The sequence below is a fragment of the Proteus sp. G2669 genome (assembly GCF_009915245.1).
In the GTDB taxonomy this organism is placed as follows: domain Bacteria; phylum Pseudomonadota; class Gammaproteobacteria; order Enterobacterales; family Enterobacteriaceae; genus Proteus.
This window is the reverse complement of the sequence record NZ_JAABLX010000050.1, coordinates 387206-410835: the sequence shown is the minus strand read 5'-3', so window position 1 is coordinate 410835 and position 23630 is coordinate 387206. Positions and strand designations below refer to the sequence as shown.

Annotated in this window: 18 protein-coding genes; 12 read left to right on the top strand and 6 right to left on the bottom strand. The window is 38.5% G+C overall.

Annotated features, from left to right (window positions below; all coding sequences use genetic code 11):
• Positions 1-37: 37 nt before the first annotated feature.
• Together speB and GWI68_RS15820 are read left to right on the top strand one after the other, a co-directional pair.
• On the top strand, positions 38-958 hold the full coding sequence (gene speB / locus GWI68_RS15825; RefSeq protein WP_166540898.1) for an agmatinase: 921 nt from the start codon (positions 38-40) through the stop codon (positions 956-958).
• Positions 959-1304: 346 nt separating this feature from the next.
• On the top strand, positions 1305-2084 hold the full coding sequence (locus GWI68_RS15820) for an acetoin reductase (protein ID WP_166540897.1): 780 nt from the start codon (positions 1305-1307) through the stop codon (positions 2082-2084).
• Between the two features lie 88 nt (positions 2085-2172).
• Here GWI68_RS15820 and mutH read toward each other — a convergent pair whose 3' ends face one another.
• The 6 genes from mutH to leuA all read right to left on the bottom strand — a co-directional run bounded on the left by mutH (position 2173) and on the right by leuA (position 10111).
• Positions 2173-2850 (bottom strand): DNA mismatch repair endonuclease MutH, encoded by a 678-nt coding sequence (mutH, locus tag GWI68_RS15815; protein WP_166540896.1) that lies wholly within the window; start codon positions 2848-2850, stop codon positions 2173-2175.
• Positions 2851-3483: 633 nt separating this feature from the next.
• Positions 3484-5154 (bottom strand): HTH-type transcriptional regulator SgrR, encoded by a 1671-nt coding sequence (sgrR, locus tag GWI68_RS15810; protein WP_166540895.1) that lies wholly within the window; start codon positions 5152-5154, stop codon positions 3484-3486.
• A gap of 278 nt (positions 5155-5432) precedes the next feature.
• Positions 5433-6038 (bottom strand): 3-isopropylmalate dehydratase small subunit, encoded by a 606-nt coding sequence (gene leuD / locus GWI68_RS15805; protein ID WP_166540894.1) that lies wholly within the window; start codon positions 6036-6038, stop codon positions 5433-5435.
• A gap of 8 nt (positions 6039-6046) precedes the next feature.
• Positions 6047-7456 (bottom strand): 3-isopropylmalate dehydratase large subunit, encoded by a 1410-nt coding sequence (gene leuC, locus GWI68_RS15800; protein ID WP_109407476.1) that lies wholly within the window; start codon positions 7454-7456, stop codon positions 6047-6049.
• Between the two features lies 1 nt (position 7457).
• Positions 7458-8549: a 3-isopropylmalate dehydrogenase gene (leuB, locus tag GWI68_RS15795; protein WP_109407475.1), complete on the bottom strand. Its 1092-nt coding sequence runs from the start codon at positions 8547-8549 to the stop codon at positions 7458-7460.
• 2 nt (positions 8550-8551) lie between these two features.
• Positions 8552-10111, bottom strand: a complete 1560-nt coding sequence (leuA, locus tag GWI68_RS15790) for a 2-isopropylmalate synthase (protein ID WP_166540893.1) — start codon at positions 10109-10111, stop codon at positions 8552-8554.
• Positions 10112-10980: 869 nt separating this feature from the next.
• Between leuA and leuO the strand changes: the two genes are divergently transcribed.
• The 10 genes from leuO (at position 10981) to mraY (ending at position 23629) form a co-directional block, all read left to right on the top strand.
• A complete protein-coding gene (leuO, locus tag GWI68_RS15785) occupies positions 10981-11925 on the top strand; it encodes a transcriptional regulator LeuO (protein WP_166540892.1) in 945 nt (314 codons plus the stop codon).
• Between the two features lie 519 nt (positions 11926-12444).
• Positions 12445-14250 carry a long-chain fatty acid--CoA ligase gene (locus GWI68_RS15780; RefSeq protein WP_166540891.1) on the top strand — a complete coding sequence of 602 codons (1806 nt, stop codon included), beginning with the start codon at positions 12445-12447 and terminating at the stop codon, positions 14248-14250.
• Between the two features lie 222 nt (positions 14251-14472).
• Positions 14473-15480 (top strand): catabolite repressor/activator, encoded by a 1008-nt coding sequence (cra, locus tag GWI68_RS15775; protein WP_072069275.1) that lies wholly within the window; start codon positions 14473-14475, stop codon positions 15478-15480.
• Between the two features lie 684 nt (positions 15481-16164).
• Entirely contained in the window at positions 16165-16623 is a 459-nt protein-coding gene (mraZ, locus tag GWI68_RS15770) for a division/cell wall cluster transcriptional repressor MraZ (protein ID WP_072069274.1), read from the top strand.
• 3 nt (positions 16624-16626) lie between these two features.
• A complete protein-coding gene (gene rsmH, locus GWI68_RS15765) occupies positions 16627-17574 on the top strand; it encodes a 16S rRNA (cytosine(1402)-N(4))-methyltransferase RsmH (protein WP_109407471.1) in 948 nt (315 codons plus the stop codon).
• Complete coding sequence (ftsL, locus tag GWI68_RS15760) at positions 17575-17892, top strand: cell division protein FtsL (protein WP_082151795.1); 318 nt, start codon at positions 17575-17577, stop codon at positions 17890-17892. It begins immediately after the preceding gene.
• An 11-nt stretch (positions 17893-17903) separates the two neighbouring features.
• Positions 17904-19700 (top strand): peptidoglycan glycosyltransferase FtsI, encoded by a 1797-nt coding sequence (ftsI, locus tag GWI68_RS15755; RefSeq protein ID WP_166540890.1) that lies wholly within the window; start codon positions 17904-17906, stop codon positions 19698-19700.
• On the top strand, positions 19687-21174 hold the full coding sequence (gene murE / locus GWI68_RS15750; protein WP_166540889.1) for a UDP-N-acetylmuramoyl-L-alanyl-D-glutamate--2,6-diaminopimelate ligase: 1488 nt from the start codon (positions 19687-19689) through the stop codon (positions 21172-21174). The genes ftsI and murE overlap by 14 nt, the downstream gene beginning before the upstream one ends.
• Positions 21171-22553, top strand: coding sequence for a UDP-N-acetylmuramoyl-tripeptide--D-alanyl-D-alanine ligase (gene murF / locus GWI68_RS15745; RefSeq protein WP_166540888.1), 1383 nt, complete (start codon positions 21171-21173; stop codon positions 22551-22553). The genes murE and murF overlap by 4 nt, the downstream gene beginning before the upstream one ends.
• A complete protein-coding gene (gene mraY, locus GWI68_RS15740) occupies positions 22547-23629 on the top strand; it encodes a phospho-N-acetylmuramoyl-pentapeptide-transferase (protein ID WP_023581493.1) in 1083 nt (360 codons plus the stop codon). The genes murF and mraY overlap by 7 nt, the downstream gene beginning before the upstream one ends.
• The last annotated feature ends 1 nt before the right edge of the window (position 23630 follow it).

Sequence of the window (23630 nt, the reverse complement as noted above, 5' to 3'; positions counted from 1 at the left end):
ATGTTACTTATTTAAAATAAGTGACAGAGGTAATAGCATGAAAAATAGTACGTTAGGTAATGAGACTGATAATTCATTGATCTCTAATGCATTTGGTTTTTTACGTTTTCCACTGAATTTTCAGCCTTATAGTAGTGATGCGGATTGGGTTATTACGGGTGTACCTTTCGATATGGCAACATCGGGTCGTGCGGGGACTCGTCATGGACCAGGCGCTATCCGCCAAATCTCAACCAATTTAGCGTGGGAAGGAAACCGCTGGCCTTGGGATTTTGATATGCGTGAGCGCTTAAACGTTGTCGATTGTGGTGACTTAGTTTTTAATTTCGGTGATGCACAAGATATGAGCGATAAACTACAAGCTCATACAGAGAAGCTATTAGCCGCAGGTAAAAAATGTTTAACCTTTGGTGGTGACCACTTTGTCACATTACCTTTACTACGTGCTCATGCTAAACATTTTGGCAAAATGGCATTAGTCCATTTTGATGCGCATACAGATACTTATGGTAATGGCAGTAAATTTGATCACGGTACCATGTTCTTCCATGCACCTAATGAAGGATTAATCGATCCTAATCATTCTGTTCAAATTGGTATTCGTACCGAGCATGACAGTGATAACGGCTTTACCGTGTTAGATGCTGCACAAGTTAACGATCGTGGTGTGACTGATCTTGTCGATCAGATCAAAGGAATCGTGGGTGATTTACCTGTTTACCTGACTTTTGATATTGATTGTCTTGATCCTGCATTTGCACCTGGAACAGGAACACCAGTCGTCGGTGGCTTAACAACCGATAAAGCACTGAAGATCTTACGTGCATTACAACCGTTAAATATCGTCGGTATGGATTTAGTTGAAGTCTCTCCAGCTTATGATCAATCTGATATTACAGCACTTGCTGGAGCTACAATTGCACTTGATATGTTATATCTGCAAGCAACAAAAAAATAATTTCTGTTAACCCCAGAAAATAAAGATAAAGCGATATCTTGTAGGTATCGCTTTTTCTATTTCTATTTCTATTTTTCTTCTATCTATGAATAAGTTAAGCATTTTTTGCTAATAAATAAACTTACTTCTCAAATGCCTTTTCTGCTCTTTTTAGTGCTTATTTTATCATTTATCGAGCACTTATTCTAAATGATAATTATTTACAGAGTGTTTGATCGCTATTATTGAGTTTACTAGCGAATGATCGTTATTTTGTCACCCGCCTGTTTAATTGCTACTGTTAATCTATTAACAAAGTTCTTTTTTAGAAGAGCTTTTTCATCTGTAAATATTCAGGAGAAAGACAATGGCTTTGAATGGTAAAGTAATTTTAGTTACAGGCGCTGCTCAGGGAATTGGCCGTGGCATTGCATTGCGTTTAGCAAAAGAAGGTGCTGATATTGCTCTGGTTGACTTGAAAGCAGATAAGTTAGCGGATGTTGCAAAAGAAATTGAAGCTCTCGGACGTAAAACAACAATTTTTGCTGCAGATATTAGTCATCGTGATGAAGTTTTTGCTGCTGTTGAACATGCTGAAAAGGCATTAGGTGGCTTTGATGTGATGATCAATAACGCAGGTATTGCCCAAGTTAAGCCTCTGGCTGACGTAACACCTGAAGATATGGATAGGATCTTCAAAATTAACGTAAATGGCACCATGTGGGGGATCCAAGCAGCATCAGAGAAATTTAAAGCATTAGGTCATAAAGGTAAAATTATTAATGCTTCTTCTATTGCAGGACACGATGGCTTTGCAATGTTAGGTGTTTATTCCGCAACTAAGTTTGCTGTACGTGCGCTGACACAAGCCGCAGCAAAAGAGTATGCTAGTGCTGGTATTACTGTAAATGCTTACTGCCCAGGTATTGTAGGCACAGATATGTGGGTTGAAATTGATGAGCGATTTGCTGAGATAACTGGAGCACCAAAAGGCGAAACCTATAAGAAATATGTTGAAGGTATTGCATTGGGTCGTGCTCAAACCCCTGATGATGTTGCTGCCCTCGTTGTTTTCTTATCAAGTGATGATTCTGACTATATTACAGGCCAAGCAATTTTAACTGATGGCGGTATTGTTTATCGTTAATCAATAAAATAAAAAGTTATTTATCAATACCCTGTGTGATTTAAAAGAATGACACAGGGTTATTTATTGCGAGCGATTTATAACGAAATCAAAGCTGAAAATACCGTGCCAGCAGCGGGGCGGTAAAATTCTTTTTCAAATAGAAGCCTCTGGGTAAGGTCATAATACGTTTTCCATCTTCACCAATAGCTTCTGTTAATGCTTTACTGTTTGCGGCTTTTGGACGGATTTGTAACACTTGTCCGTGGCGTGCAGTAATACTTTCTACTTTACCCAGCACAATCATATCCATTAACTCTTCCCAATCATGGCGTAAGAGTTCTTCTTCCAGACTATTAGGGCTCCAAAGTAACGGAGAAGCGACACGACGTTGTGCTAATGGTATTTCCCTTTCACCTTCAACAGGAACCCATAAGACTCTAGAGAGCTTACGTTTTACATGGCTGTTTTCCCATGTAATACCACTATTACCTGTTAATGCAGCAACACAGACAAAGGTGGTTTCTAAAGGCATACCTAGTCTGTCAATCGGGATTGTTTTAAGTTCAATACCCAATTCACTGAAATCTTGTTCGGGTTTACTGCCTGCACTTGCACCTAAATAATATTCTAACAACATTCCTACCCAGCCTTTATCTCTTTTTAGGTTGGCAGGAATAGGCAATTGTGCAAAAGCAGCAAGTTCACCAAATGTATAACCTGCTAGGGCTTTTGCCCGCTCAAATAAAACTTGCTCATTTTCAGGTGCTACAGGTGGCGTAAACATAGTTATCATCTTCTTGTTTAAAAAATAGACAGAAAAAAAAGGTTGTTGATAATGTATTTCACTTTATTTTATTTAAATCATAATAGCATGATATATCATCATTTTTTTGAGTTAATCCTTCAATTGAAATTTATAATATCAAGTTGTGCACGGTTATCCTGAAATCATAAACAGGCTTTTACACTAGGTTATCCACAGCTTTATGGGATAACTCACAGAAAGTGAGATCACTGTTCTGATTTACAGCCTTGACTTTTGCAGATATTCCTCAAAATTATCCTATTTTGTCTAACTAATCGGCATAACCTGTGGATAAAACATCCTGTGATTGTTTTTTGTACGATTTAAGGCGGTGAGTCTTTTAATTGTTTTATCTAATCGCTGAAATAGGCATTAAAAACTAGCTACTAATTTGAATTATAAGTGATATTTTAAAATTTATATCAACAGTCTTTTTTATGATATAAAAACTATACCCTGATTATCTCACTCTTTTTCACATAGATATCCACAGAAAAAGTGAATAAATCCCCTAAGCATTTATGTGGGTGTTTATAACTTTCAAGTTTTCTGTGAATTAACTTAAATCGTCACAATCATGACGATGAAAAAGTTCGTTATCTCTTATTCTGGTTACTGTGGCTCAATATCGGGTGTGAACCATGCTGATTTGAAATCAAACCAACCAAAAGTATTCATTTTGACACCACGTATGGTTCTTTGTCCTTGTAACTCAAGTAAATGGTGGAATAAAGGATAAAGCCAAATATTGTGTGTTAACTGACGACACCACTCTTCTAGTGGTAGCTTTTTTTGATGCCATAAAGAGAGCTCGTGTGTAAATGAACGCCCTAAACAGTGATGAAAAAGAGGTAATTCATAAAGAGTAGCGAAAATAGAAAATTCTAAAGGTTTATAGAAATTTACCGTTGCTAACCAGATATCACTTTCTGCCTGGCCGTAATACCATTGTTCGTAATCAAGAACTTGAATGGTGAGCTCAATACCATACTGAGATAAAATATTTTTGATGAGTTCAGCGATAGTGCTGTATTCATGATGCTCTTTATAGAGTGTGACAGTCAGTTTGGTTAATGATGCAGGTTTGGGATGTTGACGTATTAATTTACTGTGATGCCAATGAAGTAGTAAACCATAAGCAGGAGACCAATGGCGTTGATAGAAAGGATCGCAATGTGTCAGCATATTAACTGGAGTTAATACACTGCTTAACCACTCTCTTATTTCTATTTGCTGACATTGTGCTGAGCGACTATCGTAAAGTAAAAAATAACATCCTTCCTCTTTACGACTTTCCAGTGAATCTTTGTTTGTATCATCATCTGTTAAATGAATGGTTGAACAGACCATTTTTTTATTCAGTTCAGGTACAACCCATATATCAATTTCATCTAATAATGCTCGTAACCCAAAATAGCGACTAAAGGCTTTGATTTGCAGTTTATGCTGATCATTAGCCATGATTTGATAAGCACCTGTTCCTATTGGGTGCTGTGCAAAGTCTGAGAGTGATGCCCATTCTTGTGGCAAAATAACGGCTTGAGGGCTCCCTAATAATGTAGCAAATTGTTTATCCGCTTCGTTTAAGAAAATATCAAGCACATAAGGTTGAGGTGAGGAAATACGTTCTATATGTGCATAAAGTGGATTACAGTGCTTCATACGCATTAAGGAAGTGCTGATATCTTCAAAAGTAAGCTCGCGACCATGATGAAAGTAGATAGAAGGGCGTAAATAAAATCGCCAATGTTGCTCTGTGATCATTTGCCAATGGTGAGCTAATTCTGCTTCAACTTCCCCATTTTCCTCTTTTAAATACACCAGAGAATTAAATATTTGACTCATTAAATGTAATTCAGATCGCCTTAAAGGCGTTCCTGGCAATAAATTTCTAAAAGGACGATAGTAAATAATACGAAGCAACTGTTGACCAGGATGAAAACTTTTTTCAATTTGAGAGAGCACCATTTGGCGCACAGAGTCTTTGTCACCCATTAGTGCAACAAGCTTTTCAATATCGTTCTCTTTTATTAATCGCTCAGCTCGATTTTGTTGAATTTCCTGCGCATTAGATTGAAAACTCAATGTGGACTTTTTGCCTCTACCTACTTCTGCTTGCCAATTTATCCAGCCTATTTCTTGCATTTTATTTAATAAAGAACGGACATGACGGCGCGTACAATGTAGCGTTTGTGCTAATTCTTGTAAGGTAGTTTCAGATGTTTTTCCCTGAAAGGCTTGCCATAGGCGAATAAATTGTAACTCTAAGCGGGGTGTAGTCATAAAAGAGGAAATCCCTTAATAAAGTGATCAATTTTAATTTCCTTATATTAGACCGATAATGTTTGTGTTTAAAGTTAGCTCTCATGTTAGTTATCACAAATTATGAATACTGACAGACTCCCCCATTTGAGCATTCGGTGATTGCCGGCCAGTGATAATTGATCACTGGCTTTTTTATTGGCTATTTATTGAGATAAAAAAAAACCGTAAACGAATTTACGGCAAGAATGACAAAGTAAACATCACAGAAAGTAGAAGAAGGTAAGAAATTGTCTTTATTAGCGCATAAAGGCAGGTTGTTTTGCCTCGTAAGCACTAATGTCATCTTGGTGTTGTAGCGTTAATCCAATACTGTCTAATCCTTCAATCATGCAATGACGGCGAAATGAATCGATTTCAAAAGAGAAACATAATTCACCGGCTCTGACTTCTTGTGCCACCAAATCGACAGTAATAGGGGTACCTGTGTGTTGTTTCACCCAATCAAATAATTGTGAAACTTCATTGTCACTTAATTTGATTGGCAACAGTTGGTTATTAAATGAATTGCCGTAAAAAATATCAGCAAAACTAGGGGCGATAACGGCGTGAAAACCATAATCTGTTAATGCCCAAGGAGCATGTTCACGAGATGATCCACACCCAAAGTTTTCTCGTGCTAATAAAATAGAAGCGCCTTGGTAAATAGGCTGATTCAAAATAAAAGCTGGATTAGGCTGAGTACCTTCATCATCTAAGAATCGCCAATCATGAAACAGATGCTTACCAAAGCCAGTACGAGTGACTTTTTGTAAAAATTGCTTAGGAATAATGGCATCGGTATCAACGTTTGCTGCATCTAAAGGAACCGCAATACCCGTATGTTGAGTAAATTTATTCATCATGTTCTCCTTTAGGATGCCACTGCAAATGTACGGATATCTGCAAAATGGCCATTAATTGCCGCAGCTGCTGCCATTGCAGGACTGACTAAATGTGTTCGGCCTCCACGGCCTTGACGTCCTTCAAAGTTACGGTTGCTGGTGGATGCACAACGTTCGCCTGGATTTAATCGATCGTTATTCATAGCTAAACACATCGAACAACCCGGTAAACGCCATTCAAAACCTGCTTCAATAAAGATTTTATCTAAACCTTCGGCTTCAGCTTGTGCTTTAACCGGCCCAGATCCCGGAACAACAATAGCTTGAACATGGGATGCAACTTTATGGCCTTTTGCGATTTCAGCTGCAGCACGTAAATCTTCAATGCGTGAGTTTGTACAAGAGCCAATAAAGACTTTATCAATAGCGATATCTGTTAAATTAACGCCTTCACTTAATCCCATATATGCCAAGGCTTTTTCAGCAGAAGCGCGTTCAACAGGATCATTAAAGCTATCTAATAACGGTACGATTTGATCAATAGCAATAACTTGCCCTGGGTTGGTACCCCATGTAACTTGTGGTGCAATGTCAGCAGCATTAATCGTGACAGTGGCATCGAAAGTGGCATCATCATCAGACTTTAAGGTTCTCCAATAAGCAACAGCCTCATCCCATGATTGGCCTTTAGGGGCAAATTGACGACCTTTTAAATAAGCAAAAGTGGTGTCATCAGGCGCCACTAAACCTGCTTTAGCACCCATTTCAATTGCCATATTGCATAAAGTCATTCGACCTTCCATGCTTAAGGCTTCAATAGCTTCACCTGCAAATTCGACGATATAACCAGTACCACCAGCACTACCTAATTTGCCAATAATCGCTAATACGATATCTTTTGCGGTGATCCCAATGGCAGTCTTGCCTTGAACTTCAATTTTTAATGTTTTAGCTCGTGATTGTTTTAACGTCTGAGTTGCTAAAACGTGTTCAACCTCAGATGTGCCGATCCCAAAAGCTAATGAGCCAAAAGCACCATGAGTTGCTGTATGTGAATCACCACAAACAATCGTCATTCCGGGCAAGGTTAAGCCTTGTTCTGGCCCCATTACGTGAACAATCCCTTGATATGGATGGTTTAAGTCATACAGCGTAACGCCAAATTCTTGGCAGTTTTTCATCAACTCTTGCATTTGAATTCTCGCCATATCACCACAAGCATTAATATCTTTAGTCTGTGTTGATACGTTGTGATCCATCGTTGCAAAGGTTTTATTGGGTTGACGAACAGGACGACCTTTTGTTCTTAATCCATCAAAGGCTTGAGGTGATGTCACTTCGTGCACTAAATGGCGATCGATATATAAAATCGGTGTTTCATCACTCACTTCTCTGACAACATGTGCATCGTAGATTTTTTGATATAATGTTTTACCCATGTTATGCCCCTTCACGAATATATTGAGTGATACGATCACCCATTTCTGTCGTTGTAATTGCGTTACCATCTCCCGCTAAGTCTGCGGTACGATAGCCTTCTGCTAATACTTGAGTGATAGCATCTTCAATGGCTTGGGCCGCTTTGTCTTCATTAAAGCTGTAACGCAGTAATAATGCAGCCGACAAAATTTGTGCAATCGGGTTAGCGATATTTTTACCTGCAATATCTGGTGCTGAACCACCAGCTGGCTCATATAAGCCAAAGCGTTCTTCATTAACGCTTGCGGATGGTAACATCCCCATTGAACCAGTGATCATGGCGCATTCATCAGATAAAATATCGCCAAAAATATTGGAGCACAGTAATACATCAAACTGAGATGGATCTTTAATTAACTGCATTGTGGCGTTATCGATATACATATGCTGAATTTCAACATCTGGGTATTCTTTGGCAATACCAGTTACGACTTCACGCCATAAAATAGAGCTTTGTAAAACGTTCGCTTTATCAATAGACGTTACTTTATGGCGACGTTTACGCGCTGATTCAAATGCAAAACGGGCAATACGCTCGATTTCGTAACGATGATAAACTTCAGTATCAAAAGCGCGTTCTTGAGCACCTTCGCCTTCACGGCCTTTAGGTTGACCAAAATAGATACCGCCTGTTAATTCACGTACACACAAAATATCAAAGCCACGCTGTGCAATATCAGCACGTAATGGACAATAAGCTTCTAAACCTTCATATAGGCGAGCAGGGCGTAAATTGCAGAACAATTTAAAATGTTTGCGTAAAGGCAGTAACGCACCACGTTCAGGTTGTTCATTAGCGGGTAAATGCTCCCACTTAGGGCCACCGACAGAACCAAATAAAATAGCATCGGCTTGCTCGCAACCTGCTAAGGTATTTGCTGGTAATGGTGTGCCATGATTATCGATGGCAATACCACCGATATCATATTCTTTTGTAGTGATATTGAGTGAGAAACGCTCACTTATGGCATCCATCACTTTGTGTGCTTGAGCCATAACTTCAGGACCAATACCATCTCCGGGTAATACTGCAATATGATAATTTTTTGACATAATTAAACCGCTTCTTGTGTTGTATGTTGTTTGCGTTTTTCTATTTCGACTTGCTCTGAGCGCCAAATACTATTGATAACGTGGATCATGGCATTGGCGGATGAACCAACTATGTCTGTTTCTAACCCCATTCCGTGAAATTTACGGCCTTGATACTCAACGACAATATCAACTTGTCCTAAAGCATCTCTACCTTCACCTTTGGCTGTTAATTGGTAAGTTACTAACTTTAATGGGTAACCCGTTGCACGGGATATTGCTTGATATACTGCATCTACGGGGCCATTACCGGTTGCTGCTTCAGTAATTTCTTTATCACCATGTGTAATGCTGACACTTGCGGTGGCAACAGTTGATGAACCAGATTGAGTATTAAAATAGTTCATAACAAATTCATCTGGCTCTTGTTGTTGCTGACCAATAAATGCTAATGCCTCTAAATCATAATCAAAGACTTGGCCTTTTTTATCTGCTAAACGTAAGAAGGCTGCATATAAATTATCTAAGTTATAATCTTTTTCTCGATATCCCATTTCTTCCATACGATGTTTGACTGCAGCTCGGCCAGAACGAGAAGTTAAGTTTAATTGCACTTCTTTTAATCCAATTGATTCAGGTGTCATGATTTCGTAGGTTTCACGGTTTTTCAGTACGCCATCTTGGTGAATACCTGATGAATGGGCGAATGCATTGGAGCCGACAACCGATTTATTAGCATGAATAGGTGTATTACATAATTGGCTGACTAATTGACTGGTACGATAAATTTCTTTGTGATTAATGCGTGTTTGAACATTCATCATTTGTTCACGGACTTTTATTGCCATGATAACTTCTTCTAATGCACAGTTACCTGCGCGTTCACCTAACCCATTAATAGTACCTTCAACTTGTCTTGCACCTGCTTGTACTGCAGTAATCGAATTAGCAACAGCCATGCCTAAATCATCATGACAATGGACAGAGATAACTGCTTTATCAATATTAGGTACTCGCTCAAATAAGTTGGTGATAATGCCACCGAATTGATAAGGTGTTGTATAACCTACAGTATCAGGAATATTAATTGTGGTTGCCCCAGCATTAATGGCGCTTTCTACGATCCGACATAAATTATCAATATGAGTACGACCGGCATCTTCACAAGAAAACTCCACATCATCGGTATAACGGCGAGCACGTTTTATGGAATTCACACCCATTTCAATAATATCTTCGAACGATTTCTTCAATTTATGTTCAGCATGTAATGCCGAGGTCGCCAAGAATACGTGGATACGAAAAGCTTCTGCGACTTTTAAAGACTCTGCTGCAACATCAATATCGTTATCAACGCAGCGAGCTAATGCACAAATACGGCTATTTTTGATCTCACGTGCAATAGTTTGCACTGATTCAAAATCACCTGGAGAAGAAACAGGAAAGCCCGCTTCAATGATATCCACACCTAAACGCTCTAAGGCATAAGCAATTTGTAATTTTTCTTTTACGCTTAAGCTTGCTTGCAATGCCTGTTCGCCATCTCTCAATGTGGTATCAAAAATAATCACGTTGTTGCTCATAATCTGTTCCTTTCTCTTTTTATTTGCTGTTTGCGCTCTCCCAGGTATAAAAAAACCCGCGACTAGCGCGGGTTTTCTCTTTAAGGGTAGGTGTGTTTCATTTTTTACCCATAAGCCGACCGCGCATAAAAGTTGCGAGTAGTAGTAGGCTTGATAGTAAAATTGCGTTTAACATGAAACACCCTTAGATAAGTTCTCAATAATCTTTATTTATTGATACCTAATACCAATAAAGATGTCAAGCATTGGAATTTATAAAATCATTTAGCCATATTATTTATAAAATTTTCACAGTGATTTTGACTAATATCTAAATTTTTACTAATGATTATGACTATCAGCAAATCATTGATTGGGTTAATGTTCCGTACATTGTTTAAAAAAGAGTGAAATGAAAAATTAAACAACTGTTTGCTTTTTTTTTAATCAGCTAAATGAGAAGGAAAAAGAGTATCAATGAGATAGTAAAGATTAATAAATGTAAGCAAGGTTTTGAATGTAAGCATAAAAATCATTGTATTATTAGAGTTGATAGCTCTTGGATACTTATTTTAGGAATGAAAATACATCATTTTATTATGATTTTTATCATACTTTGTTTTATTATTTGCAAGGCAGAAGGTAAAACAGGTTGTAATATATATTGATATAATCATTTTCTATACATGTAATTTTAATATCAATTTTTCATCTTTATATGAAAAATGTTTTTTTATTGATATGAAACTTATGTGTTTAGTTATATGCATGGACGATGAATAATAAATTTTAATAAATAGTTAAAGTAATAGTTAAGACATATCTATTATTAATAATGCCTTTGTTAATAATAGTTAATTAACCATTATAATAACATAGTGGAGTAAGAAATGACGGATTACACATCAGCAACAGTTACCAGTAAAGAATCAGCAGATATGCATTTACGTAATGTTGATCTTAATTTATTAACGGTATTTGATGCTGTTATGCAAATGCAAAATGTCACTCGAGCCGCACAGGTTCTTGGCATGTCACAACCCGCAGTTAGTAATGCAGTATCTCGACTTAAAGTAATGTTTAATGATGAATTATTTGTTCGTTATGGTCGTGGTATTCAACCTACATTAAGAGCAAAACAGCTTTTTGGTCCTGTTAGACAAGCATTGCAATTAGTACATAATGAACTTCCAGGGGCTGGGTTTGAACCAGAACAAAGTGAACGTATATTTAATTTATCTATTTGTAGCCCGCTAGATATTAAATTAGCACCAAAAATAGTTGAACAAATTAAAAATAAAACACCTAACATTAATGTTAATATTAAATCTTACTTAAATAGTAATATAGAACACCAATTAAAATATCAAGAAGTCGAATTCTTTATTAATTATAAACAATTTGATAGAGCAGAGTTTCATTCACAGCCATTGTTTAATGATGAACTTGTTTTAGTTGTTTCTAATAAGCATCCACGTATTAAAGAAAGTGTGACACAAGAGATGTTATTAAATGAACAACATTCAATTGTTTCTTTAGATGATGTTGGTTCATTTAGTACTCCTTATTATAAAGATACTCATTTAGAAAATCTTATCACTTATCAGGGAACTGATTTAAATAGCGTATTAAATATTGTCTCTAAAACTTATTTAGTTGCTATTGCACCAAAATGGTTAGTGGAATGCAATGCTGAGCAATTAGACATCAAAGCCATTTCGTTACCTTGGGAAAAGACACTGCGTCCATGTTATTTAATTTGGCATGAATCAACCGAGCGTGACAAAGGTCACTTATGGATGAAAAATTTACTTAGTGAAGTTTGTCAGAACTAGAGTGTTTTCGCTCATAATTAGTTTTTATTTCTAATTATGCAGAAATAGTGGCAGATAACATTAGTTGTTAGACTAATAACCAACATGAGTTTTATGCGGTTAGATAAAATAAATTGGATTGCTGTCACTATTTTTGCCCTTTATTTATAATAATGACTATTATTCGCATTTTACTCGCTCAACGGTGATTTTCTACACCAATACTCTTTTCTATATATTGTCACTGATTACGTAATAACAGTTACTTGTTGTTATTCATCTATTTTTCTTTTTATCTTCCATAAAAAAATAGAATTGTAATGTCGAACTCCCTCACTGAGGTGAGATAGCTCCTTTTGACAAAACTTTTCATAACTCACAATTTTACAAATTTATGTAAAATTGAATTCCTTTATTTTGGTGGATCACTTAGACTTTTATCCGAGTCAGCGAACAAGTGTAAGCTGAAATTATAAGTGGCGTATTTTGTCCATTTCAGTTTGATAACACGGTCGCTTTTCCATAAATAGCAGGAAAATTATGATAACTAATAATAATCTTCAAAATTATCATATAATTAGAAGGTTGCAGATGCGGTTTTTGCACAGCGGGAATAATATTGCTTATCGTCAGTGGGATGCTAAGCGCAATATCGAAATGTCATGGACAGAGGTTGAAAAGAAAACACGCGCGCTCTCAAATGCATTATTAGAAATGGGTGTGAGTGTTCAAGAAAATATAGGGATCTTTTCTCAAAATACCATTGATTGGTCTTTGGCTGATATTGCTTCTTTGCAATTACGTGCGGTAACTGTTCCTCTTTATGCAACCAGCAATGTTGAACAAGCCGCTTATATTTTAAATGATGCAAATATTCGCATTCTTTTTGTTGGCGACCAAAAGCAATACGATATTGCTTCTGAATTATTAGCGTTATGTCCTCAACTTGAACATATTATTGTATTTAACTCTGATGTCGTATTAAACACAAATCCAGCTTCATGTTATCTCGATAGTTTAATTAATAACACTCAATATCAGTATGATGACGTGTTAGTACAACGCATTGGTGAGTGTAATTTAGACGATCTGTTTACCTTGATTTATACATCAGGAACAACAGGGGAACCTAAAGGTGTAATGCTTGATTACACGAGTTTAGCATCTCAACTTTACCTGCATGACGAACGTCTTTCATTATCAGATAAAGACGTTTCATTATGTTTCTTACCGCTTTCTCACGTTTTCGAACGTGCTTGGAGCTTTTATGTCATGCACACGGGAGCTGTCAATGTGTATTTAACGGATACTCATGCTGTTAGAGAAGCAATGAGTGAGGTTAAGCCTACCGTTATGTGTGCTGTTCCGCGCTTCTATGAAAAAGTATATAGCGCAATTCAAGACAAAGTGTCTCAGGCTTCACTATTACGTCGATTTATTTTTAAATGGGCAATCAAGCAGGGTGAAAAACAGCGCGAAGCACAACTTAATCAGCGTAATCTCAGTTTCATTTCTCGTTTATGTTATCGCTTTGCTGATAAGAAGGTTTTAAAACCATTACGCCAAATTTTAGGTGGACGGGTCCGCTTTTTACCAGCAGCTGGTGCGCGTTTAGATGATGCTGTTATTCGTTTCTTTTTAGCAACAGGGATTAATATTAAATACGGTTATGGTATGACCGAAACCTGTGCCACTGTTTCATGCTGGGAAGAAAATAAGTATAAATTAGGCTCTATTGGTACACCACTACCAGGTATTGAAGTTCGTATTGGGGCTGAAAATGAAATTCAAGTCCGTGGTAGCATTGTTATGAAAGGGTACTTCAATAAACCAGAAGATACCGCGGCTGCTTTTACAGAAGACGGTTGGTTACGTACTGGTGATGCCGGCGCGCTTGATAGTGATGGTGCACTATTTATCACTGAACGTTTAAAAGACTTAATGAAAACGTCGAATGGTAAATATATTGCACCACAAATGATTGAAGGTACTTTAGGGCAAGACCGTTTTATTGAGCATATTGCGGTGATTGCTGATACGCGTAAATTTGTTTCTGCGCTGATTGTGCCTTGTTTTGATGCTCTTGAAGAACATGCCCGAGCATTAAATCTAAAATACCATGATCGCATCGAATTATTACGTCATACAAAAATTAAAGAACTGTTTGATGAGCGTTTACGTGAAATGCAAAAAAACTTTTCTAGTTTTCATCAGGTTAAGCGATTTACGTTGCTTGCTGAAGGTTTTTCAATGGAATCAGGTGAGTTAACACCGACATTAAAACTTCGCCGTAAAATTATTTCAGAACGTTATCGAAATGAAATTGAATTGATGTATCAAGATTAAATTTAAGCAAGAAAAAGCACCTTTAAGGTGCTTTTTTCTTGTGAAATTACTGATTGATAGATAATGATGATTGAAATAATTGATAAAAGGCATAAACGGAAACGTTGACGCATACGGTTTTATCAGTAAATTGTGTTAAAATGCAAAATCAGATCAGCATAATGACTGAAGTTCATAGCAATATGTAATAAATAACACATTTAATAATTAAAAGAGGCTAATGTGAAACTGGATGAAATCGCCCGCTTGGCTGGTGTTTCACGAACAACAGCAAGTTATGTCATTAATGGTAAGGCGAAACAGTACCGTGTAAGTGACAAGACTGTTGAAAAAGTGATGGCGGTGGTCAGAGAGCATAATTACCACCCGAACGCTGTTGCCGCGGGATTACGTGCTGGTCGTACGCGTTCTATTGGTTTGGTTATTCCTGATTTGGAAAACACCAGTTATACCAGGATCGCAAATTACCTTGAACGACAAGCACGCCAACGCGGTTATCAGTTGCTAATTGCATGTTCAGAAGACCAACCTGACAACGAAATTCGTTGTGTTGAGCATTTATTACAACGTCAAGTTGATGCCATTATTGTTTCAACGGCATTGCCACCAGAACACCCTTTTTATCAGCGTTGGGCTAATCGCTCATTACCGATTATCGCGCTAGATAGGGCATTAGAAAGTGAGCATTTTATCAGCGTTGTTGGTGATGACTTAGAAGATGCCAAAATGTTGGCAACTGAACTGAAAGCTTTTCCTTCGCAATCTGTACTTTACTTAGGGGCCCTTCCTGAACTCTCTGTGAGTTTTTTACGTGAACAAGGTTTCCGTAGTGTTTGGAAAGATGATCCTCGAGAAGTAACCTACCTTTATGCTAATAGCTATGAGCGAGAAGCCGCAGCAGCAGCTTTCTCAGAATGGCTAAACAATAATCCAATGCCAGATGCATTATTCACAACTTCGTTTGCTTTATTGCAAGGGGTTATGGATGTGACGTTACAACGAAGTGGCCGTTTACCAACACAATTGGTTATTGCGACTTTCGGTGATCATGAGTTATTGGATTTCCTTGAATGCCCTGTTTTATCTGTCGCTCAACGACATCGTGATATTGCAGAACGTGTATTAGAACTTGTTCTTGCTAGTCTGGAAGAAGAACAAAAACCGCAAGCGGGAATTACACGTATTCGTCGTGATTTATGTCGCCGAGGCAGTTTAGGACGCGCACGTTAATTTGATATTGCTTTATCATAATTACCTGCATTTATACTCATCCCTGTTTTATTAAATTAAAACGGGGATGCTTTATTTGATTTAAGAATGTCGAATAGCTTAGAGAATATTAAATTTGAGATTAATCTTAAGCCTTTTTTTACTATTTCTCTCATTTTTCTAAGTTAATAGATTAAATTTTGACATACCCATAAGTGATATTGCTTAACTTTAATAAATAACAGATTTTACTTTAGAGAAAGTGAGAAGAAAATAAATAACTATCTGCCTGATATTGAATTATTTTTTTAAGCCTTTTTATTTTTATTTATATAAAAGCATCCTCAAATGATTATGTTGGCTAAAGGTAAATGAACTGCTATAAATTAGTTTTTTATCATTAAAATTATTATTTACTCATTATGATTTCTTTATCTGGTTTTCTTCCTTGTTATCGTTATAAATAATTACTTTTCGTAATTAAAAATATAAAATGAAAAATAATCGCTATTAATCATAGTGTTAATATTCCTTATTTCTTTTTTGTCAATAATTTCAACATTTCGGTGTACTCATCAAATTACTGTAAATATAAATAAAGCTTCCTACATCTGGCTTGACAACGTTTTCATACCATCCGTAAACTCTATTTGTGGGGATTTGTGGGATAATGTGGTGTAAATTACAAAGCTGAGGGTAATGAGGATGTTTCGTGGAGCAACACTCGTTAATCTTGACAGCAAAGGGCGAATAACAGTTCCTTCCCGTTATCGAACAACGCTGAGTGAGATTTCTGAAGGTCAAATGGTTTGTACCATTGATCTCAATCAGCCGTGTTTATTGCTTTATACACTTCCTGAATGGGAAAAGATTGAGTTAAAATTGGCGGCTTTGTCTTCCATGAACCCGGCTGAACGTCGAGTTCAACGTCTGTTATTAGGACATGCCAGCGAATGCCAAATGGATAGTGCAGGACGTCTTTTGCTAGCTAGCACGCTAAGACAGCATGCGGGGCTAACCAAAGAGGTCATGTTAGTCGGTCAATTCAATAAATTTGAATTGTGGGATGAACAGGTCTGGTATAGCCAGATTGAAAAAGACATTGTTGCCGAGCAAACCTCTCAGGAACCGTTATCGACACGACTATTGGATTTATCACTTTAAATAATGACAACAAATAATTTTAGCCATACCAGTGTACTACTGGATGAAGCAGTGAATGGCCTGAACATTAAGTCTTCAGGTATCTATATCGACGGAACATTTGGTCGCGGAGGCCACTCCCGTTTAATTTTATCGCAATTAGGTGAGCAAGGTCGCTTGATAGCGATAGACCGAGATCCACAAGCTATTGCAGTTGCCAATGAAATAGATGATGCACGATTTTCTATTGTTCATGGGCCTTTTTCAAATATTGAACAGTATGTCAAAGAGTTAGGTTTAGCTGGGAAGATTGATGGCGTTTTGCTGGATTTAGGCGTTTCTTCTCCTCAGCTTGATGATCCTGAACGTGGTTTTTCTTTTATGCGAGACGGACCACTTGATATGCGTATGGATCCCACTTCAGGGCAATCTGCTGCGCAATGGCTAATGACAGCTGCAGAAGATGACATTACTTGGGTACTGAAAACATTTGGTGAAGAACGTTTCGCTAAGCGCATTGCACGCGCCATTGTTGCTCGTAATAAAACAGAAGAGCCGTTGACACGAACTAAGCAGTTAGCTGATTTAATTAGTGAAGCAAGCCCAGTAAAAGAACGCCATAAGCATCCAGCAACACGAAGCTTTCAAGCAATTCGAATCTATATCAACAGCGAATTAGATGAAATTGAAAAAGCATTAAAAGGTGCAGTCTCAGTTTTAGCGCCAGAAGGGCGTTTATCTGTGATTAGCTTCCATTCATTAGAAGACCGATTAGTAAAACGCTTTATTCGTGATGAGAGCAAAGGGCCAGTTGTCCCAGCGGGTATTCCACTCACAGAAGCGCAGATAAAAGAGTTAGGAAGTGCTCGCTTATCCAGTATTCACAAGATGAAACCGACAGGTATAGAGGTGGAAGAGAACCCACGGGCACGAAGCTCTGTATTACGTGTAGCACAACGTATTGAGGAATAAATGTCTACAGAACGACACACACTACCAGGAGTTATAGGGCAGGATTTACTGCGTCATGGCAAGTTACCTGTATGTTTACTGATAGCCGTGATTATTTCTGCGGTGTATGTCGTGACGACAGCGCACAAGACACGTTTATTGACAGCAGAAAAAGAGCGTTTAGTGCTGGAAAAAAATGTATTGGATATCGAATGGCGCAACCTCATTCTTGAAGAAAATGCACTGGCCGATCATAGCCGAGTAGAGCGTTTTTCAAGTGATAGTTTGGGGATGGTTCATGTTGATCCAACAAAAGAGAACATCGTGGTTACTAAATAATTAAGGCAAGTATGAAATTTTCACGTTCGGCAAAAGCGAAAGCAAAGACAAAGTCAAATGCCAAACTACGCAAGCCTGAAGAAAAAACAGGATTTGTGAGTTGGCGTTTTGCGTTGCTTTGCACAGGCATTGGTATCGCTTTAGCCGCGCTATTAATCCGTGTTGCCTATTTACAAATTATTAATCCAGATCCCCTAATTCGTGAAGGGGATATGCGTTCTTTACGTGTACAAAAAGTCCCAACAGCAAGAGGGATGATCAGCGATAGAATGGGAAGACCTCTTGCAGTCAGTGTGCCTGTGTATGCTATTTGGGCAGATCCTAAAGTTGTATTGGATGCCAATCCAGATATGACAGATTCTCGTTGGTTAGCGCTTGCTGACGCACTAAAGATCTCCGTCAGTCAAATCGAACAGAAAATTGCTGCCGCACCTTCCGCACGTTTTATCTATCTTGCTCGCCAAGTTAATCCCGAAATTAGTGATTACATTAGTAAATTGAAAATTACTGGGATTAACATGCGCCAAGAATCCAAACGTTATTATCCATCGGGTGAAGTAACTGCTCATATTATTGGTGTAACGAATATTGATGGTGATGGCATTGAAGGTGTTGAAAAAAGTTTTAACCAATGGCTAACAGGTGCTCCTGGTGAACGTGTCGTTCGTAAGGATGGTTTCAATCGAGTCATTGAAAATATTGCTCAAACAGATAGTCAAGCTGCTCATAACTTGATGTTAAGTATTGATGAACGCCTACAATCCGTGGTTTATCGTGAATTAACCAATGCTGTTATCAAGAATAAAGCAGAATCTGGAACTGCTGTTTTAGTAGACGTCAATACAGGCGAAGTGTTAGCAATGGCGAATAGCCCATCTTATAACCCGAATAATTTAGCGGGAACGCCTAAAGATGCGATGCGTAATCGTGCTATCACCGATATTTTTGAACCAGGTTCTACAGTAAAACCGATGGTTGTGATGAGTGCTCTGCACAATCATATTGTTAAAGAAAATAGTGTTATTAATACAATTCCTTATCGTCTTAACGGACATCAAATAAAAGATGTGGCGTTATATCATGAGTTATCGATAACAGGAATATTACAGAAATCGAGTAACGTTGGTGTTTCACGACTAGCGTTAGCGATGCCTGCATCTGAACTTGTGGATGTTTATTCACGATTTGGATTCGGGAAGCCAACTAACTTGGGGCTAGTTGGTGAAAGTAGTGGCATATTTCCAATAAAAAAACAACGGTGGTCCGATCTTGAAAGGGCCACCTTCTCATTCGGATATGGGCTAATGGTAACACCGTTACAATTAGCGCGTGTCTATGCAACGATTGGTAGTTTTGGTATTTACCGTCCACTCTCAATTACAAAAGTTGATCCTCCTGTACCAGGAACGCGCGTATTTCCTGAGCCAGTAATGAAAACGGTCGTGCATATGATGGAAAGTGTTGCATTGCCCGGTGGCGGCGGTGTAAGTGCGGCTATTAAAGGGTATCGCATTGCGATTAAAACAGGTACGGCGAAAAAAGTAGGACCAGACGGAAAATATATCAATCAATATATCTCTTATGCGGCGGGCGTTGCGCCTGCGAGTCGTCCACGTTTTGCGTTGGTTGTGATAATCGACGAACCTAAAGCGGGTAAATATTACGGGGGCGCAGTATCTGCACCGGTGTTTGGCACAATCATGGGCGCGGTTTTACGAACAATGAACGTAGAACCAGATGCATTGATGCCAGACGATAAAAATGAATTTGTAATTAAAAAAGAAGAGGATACAAGTGGCCGATCCTAACTTAAGTGACCTATTAGGGGCACTAGGGATACAAGCACCGTCATTGATGCTCAAAGACATGACACTCGACAGCCGAAAAGCGGCAAGCGGTGATCTTTTTATCGCCATTAAGGGTCATGAAACTGATGGTAGACGCTATATTCCTCAAGCAATTGCTCAAGGTGTTTCTGCGGTATTAGCGGAAGCACAAGATGTTGCAACGCATGGTGAAATTCGTGAAAGCCACGGCATACCTGTTATTTATATTGATAATCTCAATGCGGAATTATCAAAATTAGCTGGATATTTTTATCATCAACCAGCTGAAAAACTGAAATTAATTGGTGTTACTGGAACTAACGGAAAAACAACAACAACACAATTGTTAGCGCAGTGGGCACAAGGATTAGGCGAAACCAGTGCTGTGATGGGAACAGTAGGTAACGGGCTATTAGGTCACGTTGTTCCAGCCATGAACACCACAGGCTCTGCGGTTGATATTCAATTAGAGTTACAACAACTATTAAATCAAGGCGCGACATTTACAGCGATGGAAGTCTCTTCTCATGGCTTAGTGCAAGGTCGCGTTAGTGCTTTACCTTTTGTGGCCAGTGTGTTTACTAATTTAAGTCGTGATCATCTTGATTATCATGGTGATATGGCAAATTACGAAGAGGCCAAATGGTTATTGTTCTCCACACATCATAGTGGTGAGAAAATCATTAATGCGGATGATACTGTTGGTCAAAAATGGTTATTACGTTTGCCTGACGCTGTTGCAGTGACAATGGATAATAAATTGCCTGTAAATTGGCAAGGTCGCTTCGTTAAAACAACAAACATTAATTACCACGATGAAGGTGCAACTATTCGCTTTAGCTCAAGCTGGGGTGAAGGGGAAATTGAAAGCCCATTAATGGGGGCATTTAACGTCAGTAATCTATTATGTGCTTTAGCGACATTGTTAGCACTGGAATATCCATTAGATGCTGTGATTAAAGCATCGTCTGCACTTACTCCTGTTTGTGGTCGAATGGAAGTGTTTAGTGCAGATAATCGTCCTACCGTTATTGTCGATTATGCTCATACTCCTGATGCACTAGAAAAAGCACTCCAAGCCACTCGTTTACACTGCACTGGTAAATTGTGGTGTGTGTTTGGTTGTGGTGGTGATAGAGATAAAGGTAAGCGCCCACTAATGGGTGCAGTTGCAGAAGAATTAGCAGATAAAGTTGTTATCACTGATGATAATCCACGTAGTGAAGAGCCAAAAGCCATTATTCAAGATATTCTTTCTGGTTTAATGGAACCTGGCCGTGCAATTGCTATTGAAGGCAGAGCAGAAGCAGTGACTAACGTGATTATGCAAGCCGATGCTAATGATATGATTTTAGTCGCAGGCAAAGGGCATGAAGATTACCAGTTAGTCGGTTCACGCCGCCTTGATTATTCGGATAGATTAACCGTTGCACGGTTATTAGGGGTGATAGCATGATCCCTTTATCACTAGAAATCATTGCACAAGTTACAGATGGTCAGTTGAGCCATATTGCTCAAAGCCAAGCTAATCAGTTAACGATTAAATCAATTTCAACAGATAGCCGCAATATTGATGAATATTGCCTCTTTATTGCATTAGCAGGTGAGCGTTTTGATGCGCATGACTTTATCGCTGATGTCAAAGAAAAGGGCGCCGTTGCCGTATTGGTTAACCGTGAAATTGATATTGATTGTCCGCAAATCATTGTGAAAGATACTCGTTTGGCAATGGGGGCGATTGCTACTCATATCCGTTCACTGAGCAATGCTAAAATTGTGGCATTGACAGGCTCTTCAGGAAAAACATCTGTCAAAGAAATGACGGCTTCGATTTTGCGTCATTGTGGTGAAACTTTATATACTTACGGTAATTTAAATAATGATATTGGTGTGCCACTAACACTGTTTCGTTTAACACCAGAGCATCGTTTTGCCGTTATCGAGCTAGGTGCAAATCATATTGGTGAAATTGCCTATACCGTGGATATGGTTAAACCTGATAGCGCTTTGGTAAATAATCTCTTTTCTGCTCATATTGAAGGTTTCGGCTCACTTGAAGGCATTGCCCAAGCAAAAGGCGAAATCTTTACACATCTAAAAGAGCAAGGTACTGCCATTATTAATCTTGATAGTAATGACTTACCTCTATGGGAACGCCACTTTAATGCGCGTCAAACGCAATGGTCTTTCTCTTTATCAGCTCACAGTAATGCTGATTTTTATCCGACGGATATCGCTATTAAGCAATTCACCACTAACTTCACCTTACATACACCAGAAGGTTGTGTTGAAGTCACTCTTCCATTGCCGGGACGTCATAATATTGCCAATGCTTTAGCTGCTAGTGCGTTGGCACTTTCAGCAGGCGCAACGCTTGATGCGGTTCGCCTTGGGTTATCAACATTAAAAGCGGTACCTGGGCGATTGTACCCTGTGGAGTTAACCACCGGGAAAATGGTGTTAGATGATACTTATAATGCGAATGATGGTTCGATGATTGCGGGCTTACAAGTGCTCTCTCAATTGCCGGGATATAAGATTTTTGTTGCGGGAGATATGGCTGAGTTAGGTAAAGACTCAGAGAAATGTCACCGTGATGTGGGACGTTTTGCACACAATGCAGGGATTGATAGTGTATTTACCGTAGGGGATCACAGCCACTTTATTAGTGATGAAAACCAAGGTGGTCAGCATTTTACATTTAAAGCCGACTTACTCGCTCAATTAATTCCATTATTACAGCAGCATGATGTTGTTTCAGTTTTAGTAAAAGGTTCACGAAGCTCCGCAATGGAAGATATCGTGAACGCATTAAAGGAGTGCTTTGAATGTTAGTTTGGCTAGCCGAATATTTGGTTAAATACCATACATTTTTTAATGTGTTTTCTTATCTGACATTCAGGGCGATTGTTGGTTTATTGACGGCATTAATTATTGCTTTGTGGATGGGGCCTCACCTCATTGCTTGGTTACAAAAAATGCAAATTGGACAAGTGGTTCGTAGTGAAGGGCCAGAGTCTCACTTTAGCAAACGTGGCACACCAACAATGGGCGGGATTATGATCCTGTTCTCTATCTCCATTTCCACATTACTATGGGCAAGACTAGACAACCCTTATGTTTGGTGTGTGTTATTGGTTTTAATTGGTTATGGCGTTATCGGCTTTGTTGATGATTATCGCAAAGTCGTTCGTAAAGATACCAAAGGCTTGATTGCACGTTGGAAATATTTCTGGCAATCCGTGTTGGCGTTAGTCGTTGCATTTAGTATGTATGCTATTGGTAAAGATACTCCTGCAACACAGCTAGTCGTCCCATTCTTTAAAGATGTTATGCCTCAATTAGGCATGCTTTATATTTTACTGGCTTATTTCGTCATTGTGGGAACAAGTAACGCCGTTAACTTAACGGATGGTTTAGATGGTTTAGCCATTATGCCAACTGTTTTTGTCGCCGCTGGTTTTGCATTAGTCGCATGGGCGACAGGTAACGTTAATTTTGCAAGTTACTTGAAGATCCCCTATTTAATGCATGCGGGCGAATTAGTGATTGTATGTACCGCTATCGTCGGTGCGGGTTTAGGTTTTCTTTGGTTTAACACTTACCCAGCGCAAGTCTTTATGGGAGATGTTGGTTCTCTCGCATTGGGTGGTGCGTTAGGTACGATTGCTGTGTTATTACGCCAAGAATTCTTATTAGTGATTATGGGGGGTGTGTTTGTTGTTGAAACACTCTCCGTTATTTTACAAGTCGGTTCATTTAAATTACGTGGTCAGCGTATTTTCCGTATGGCTCCAATTCATCACCACTATGAATTAAAAGGCTGGCCTGAACCTCGTGTTATTGTCCGCTTCTGGATTATTTCACTGATGTTAGTGCTTATTGGTCTGGCGACGTTAAAGGTACGTTAAG

Bases quoted from the DNA above. Each gene is read 5' to 3' on its own strand.
- mraY (WP_023581493.1), top strand. From the start codon at position 22,547: ATGTTAGTTTGGCTAGCCGAATATTTGGTTAAATACCATACATTTTTT.
- speB (WP_166540898.1), top strand. From the start codon at position 38: ATGAAAAATAGTACGTTAGGTAATGAGACTGATAATTCATTGATCTCT.
- mutH (WP_166540896.1), bottom strand. From the start codon at position 2,850: ATGTTTACGCCACCTGTAGCACCTGAAAATGAGCAAGTTTTATTTGAG.
- leuC (WP_109407476.1), bottom strand. From the start codon at position 7,456: ATGGGTAAAACATTATATCAAAAAATCTACGATGCACATGTTGTCAGA.
- GWI68_RS15820 (WP_166540897.1), top strand. From the start codon at position 1,305: ATGGCTTTGAATGGTAAAGTAATTTTAGTTACAGGCGCTGCTCAGGGA.
- leuA (WP_166540893.1), bottom strand. From the start codon at position 10,111: ATGAGCAACAACGTGATTATTTTTGATACCACATTGAGAGATGGCGAA.
- leuB (WP_109407475.1), bottom strand. From the start codon at position 8,549: ATGTCAAAAAATTATCATATTGCAGTATTACCCGGAGATGGTATTGGT.
- GWI68_RS15780 (WP_166540891.1), top strand. From the start codon at position 12,445: ATGATAACTAATAATAATCTTCAAAATTATCATATAATTAGAAGGTTG.
- rsmH (WP_109407471.1), top strand. From the start codon at position 16,627: ATGACAACAAATAATTTTAGCCATACCAGTGTACTACTGGATGAAGCA.
- sgrR (WP_166540895.1), bottom strand. From the start codon at position 5,154: ATGACTACACCCCGCTTAGAGTTACAATTTATTCGCCTATGGCAAGCC.
- leuO (WP_166540892.1), top strand. From the start codon at position 10,981: ATGACGGATTACACATCAGCAACAGTTACCAGTAAAGAATCAGCAGAT.
- murF (WP_166540888.1), top strand. From the start codon at position 21,171: ATGATCCCTTTATCACTAGAAATCATTGCACAAGTTACAGATGGTCAG.
- ftsL (WP_082151795.1), top strand. From the start codon at position 17,575: ATGTCTACAGAACGACACACACTACCAGGAGTTATAGGGCAGGATTTA.
- mraZ (WP_072069274.1), top strand. From the start codon at position 16,165: ATGTTTCGTGGAGCAACACTCGTTAATCTTGACAGCAAAGGGCGAATA.
- ftsI (WP_166540890.1), top strand. From the start codon at position 17,904: ATGAAATTTTCACGTTCGGCAAAAGCGAAAGCAAAGACAAAGTCAAAT.
- leuD (WP_166540894.1), bottom strand. From the start codon at position 6,038: ATGATGAATAAATTTACTCAACATACGGGTATTGCGGTTCCTTTAGAT.